The following is a 2,731-nucleotide window of genomic DNA, read 5'->3' as shown; positions in this document are numbered from 1 at the left end:
CATGCGGCGGGCCAAGGCGCTCGGTGAGATCGCGCGGGAGGACCTGATCCTCGACCTCGACGTCGCCGACCTCGACACCGGGGAGATCACCCGCACCGTCCCGGGTCGCAAGACCGAGCTCATCCTGCACCTGTCCGCGTCCGACCAGACCGTCGGTCGGTTCGGCAACACCCGCACTCCGATCAGCGTGGAGCAGATCAAGCAGTGGTTCAACCTGGCGAACACGTCGGTGATCGTGCGTCCGGTCCTCGACCTGGCGGGCCACCAGCCGGTGGACTCCTATGAGATCCCCGACCGGATCGCCCGGCAGGTGAAGCTGCGCGACCACCACTGCGTCTTCCCGGCTCTCCTGACTGATCCGTGGGTCATTTCCGGCCCGGGAGGACGGGTCGGTGGCCGCCGAGGTTGAGCATGGCCAAGGCGATGAGCGCGTCTGGTGACTTGAATCCGAAGGCGACTCGGGTGATGAGGCGGATCTTGGTGTTGACCGATTCGATGCGTCCGTTGGACAGGCCGTGTTCGATCGCGGCCAGGATCGAGGCCTTGTGTTTGACGATCCGGCGCTGCAGGTCGACGAAGGTGGAGATGCGGCAGCGGCGGGCCCAGCTGATCCAGGCCTCGAGGGCCTCGACGGCTTCGTCGTAGCCGAGCTGGAAGACCAGCCGGAGTCCTTCCTTGAGCAGGTAGGCCCGGTGCAGCCGGGGGTCAGTCTTGGCGATCCAGGCCAGCTTGGCCTGCTGCCGGGTGGTGAGGTTTTCCGGGTTCTTCCACAACGCGTAGCGAGCATGCATGAGCGCCCTCGCGGTGCCGGCGGCGTCTTGACGGAGGCGTCCACGCGACCATCGGATCAGGTCGCTACGGCCCTCTGGTCGGCTCCGAGCGGCGTTCCAGGCCTGACGGCGGACGTCGTCGAGGGCCTCGGTGGCCCACTTGACGATGTGGAAGGGATCGGCGCAGCGCACCGCGTTCGGACAGCGGCGTCTGACCACGGCGCTGATCCAGTCCGCGCCGTCGGCACTGACGTGGGTGATCTGGGCGCAACGCTCTTCACCGAGGGCGTCGAAGAACCTGGCCAGGGTGGCCTTCTCCCGGCCGGGTGCGGCCCACACCAGCCGGCCTGAGTCGTGGTCGACGACCACGGTCAGGTATCGCTGCCCGCGCTTGTAGGCGATCTCATCGATCCCGATCCGCCTCAGGTCGGCGAACCGGTCATGGACGGCCTCGACGTCGGCCCAGACCCGGGTGATGATCGCCCCGACGGTGCGCCAGGCGATCCGCATCAGCTCGGTGATCGCGGTCTTGGAGCACTGGGTGGCCAGCCAGGCGACCTGCTCGTCGAAGGCGTAGGTGTGCCCGGCGCCGTGCCGAGCCCATGGCACCGCCGCCACCGTCGGCCCGTGCTCGGGACAGCAGACCCGGGGAGCCTCGGCTTCGAGGAAGGCTTGGATCGTGCCCAGGTCCAGTGCCCGCCACCGGCGCCTGCCCTCACCGCGGTCGTAGGCCGGGGACCCTCGCCCGCACCGACCGCACCGGCCACGGGTCCGTTTCCGAGGCCGAACATGTACCACCAGTAGCTGCTCGTCCTCGTCGAACTCGATGCCTTCGATGACCGTCTTCTCGACCCCCAACAGGGCGCGCCATAGGCTGGCATTCTGCACGCCGTTCTCCGCTCACTGGTAACTGACTCTCGACAAGCCAGGAACCTAGACAGGGAACGGCGTGCACTCATTCAGGCGCGCTCAAACCACCCACGGAAGCGTCAGGAGAGCCGGAAATGGGCGGCGTTCGACGTCGCCGATCACCTAGCCTCGCAAGGTGACTGCCGTCGAGGCTCGGGACCTGCGCCGTACCTTCAACACCCGAACCGGCGCGCTCCGTCGTACGGCGACCGAGGTCGAGGCGGTCCGCGGGGTCAGCTTCGACATCGAGCGCGGCGAGCTGTTCGGGCTGCTCGGCCCGAACGGGGCCGGCAAGACGACGACGATCAAGATGCTGATCACGCTGCTCCTGCCGACCGCGGGCATGGCACGAGTACTCGGTTACGACGTGGTCGACGACGTGCGCGAGGTGCGCCGGCGGATCGGCTACGTGTTCGGGGGCGATCGCGGCCTCTACGAGCGGCTGTCGGCGCTCGACAACCTCCGCTACTTCTCCGAGCTCTACGGCGTGCCGCCGCGGGAGCAGAAGGCGCGGATCGCCGAGCTGCTCGAGCTGGTGGGGCTGACCGGGCGCGAGCGCGAACGGGTCGAGGGCTTCTCCCGTGGCATGCGCCAGCGCCTGCACATCGCGCGCGGCCTCCTCCACGACCCGGACGTCCTGTTCCTCGACGAGCCGTCTATCGGCATCGACCCGGTCGGCGCCCGCGAGCTGCGCGCGACGATCTCCGCGCTGAGCGACGTCGGCAAGACGGTGCTGCTCACCACTCACTACATGTTCGAGGCAGACGAGCTGTGCGACCGGATCGCGGTGATCCGGGCCGGCGAGATCGTCGCCGAGGGCACGCCCGAGCACCTCAAGCGCCTGGTCTCCGTCGGCAGCGTCGTCGAGATCGAGACGTACGGCGTCGCCGATACCGCGGTCACCGATCTTGGTCAGATCGCCGGCGTGAAGTCGGTCGCAGTCGAGGAGCAGGGCCAGATGCAGGTCCTGATCCTGCGGTGCGACGCCGACGTGCAGATCACCCAGGCCGCGCTCGCGAGGCTCGACGGCGTGCGCGTCGGGCGCGTCGGCA

The 2,731-nt window shown here is 68.6% G+C and carries 3 protein-coding genes; 2 read left to right on the top strand and 1 reads right to left on the bottom strand.

The window, feature by feature from the left end; translation table 11 throughout:
• A partial coding sequence (locus tag VK640_01310) for a hypothetical protein (GenBank protein HTE71824.1) occupies positions 1 to 409 on the top strand: 409 nt, incomplete at its 5' end.
• Here the strand turns inward: VK640_01310 and VK640_01305 are convergent.
• Positions 366 to 1,658, bottom strand: coding sequence for an ISL3 family transposase (locus VK640_01305; protein HTE71823.1), 1,293 nt, complete (start codon positions 1,656 to 1,658; stop codon positions 366 to 368). The two genes, VK640_01310 and VK640_01305, sit on opposite strands and share 44 nt — an antisense overlap.
• 157 nt (positions 1,659 to 1,815) lie before the next feature.
• Between VK640_01305 and VK640_01300 the strand changes: the two genes are divergently transcribed.
• Positions 1,816 to 2,731, top strand: a 916-nt coding sequence (locus VK640_01300) for an ABC transporter ATP-binding protein (protein ID HTE71822.1), incomplete at its 3' end; no start/stop codon positions are given.

The sequence above is a fragment of the Actinomycetes bacterium genome (genome assembly GCA_035489715.1).
In the GTDB taxonomy this organism is placed as follows: domain Bacteria; phylum Actinomycetota; class Actinomycetes; order JACCUZ01; family JACCUZ01; genus DATHAP01.
The sequence above is the reverse complement of the archived record's forward strand: the minus strand, read 5'-3'. Positions and strand labels throughout refer to the sequence as shown.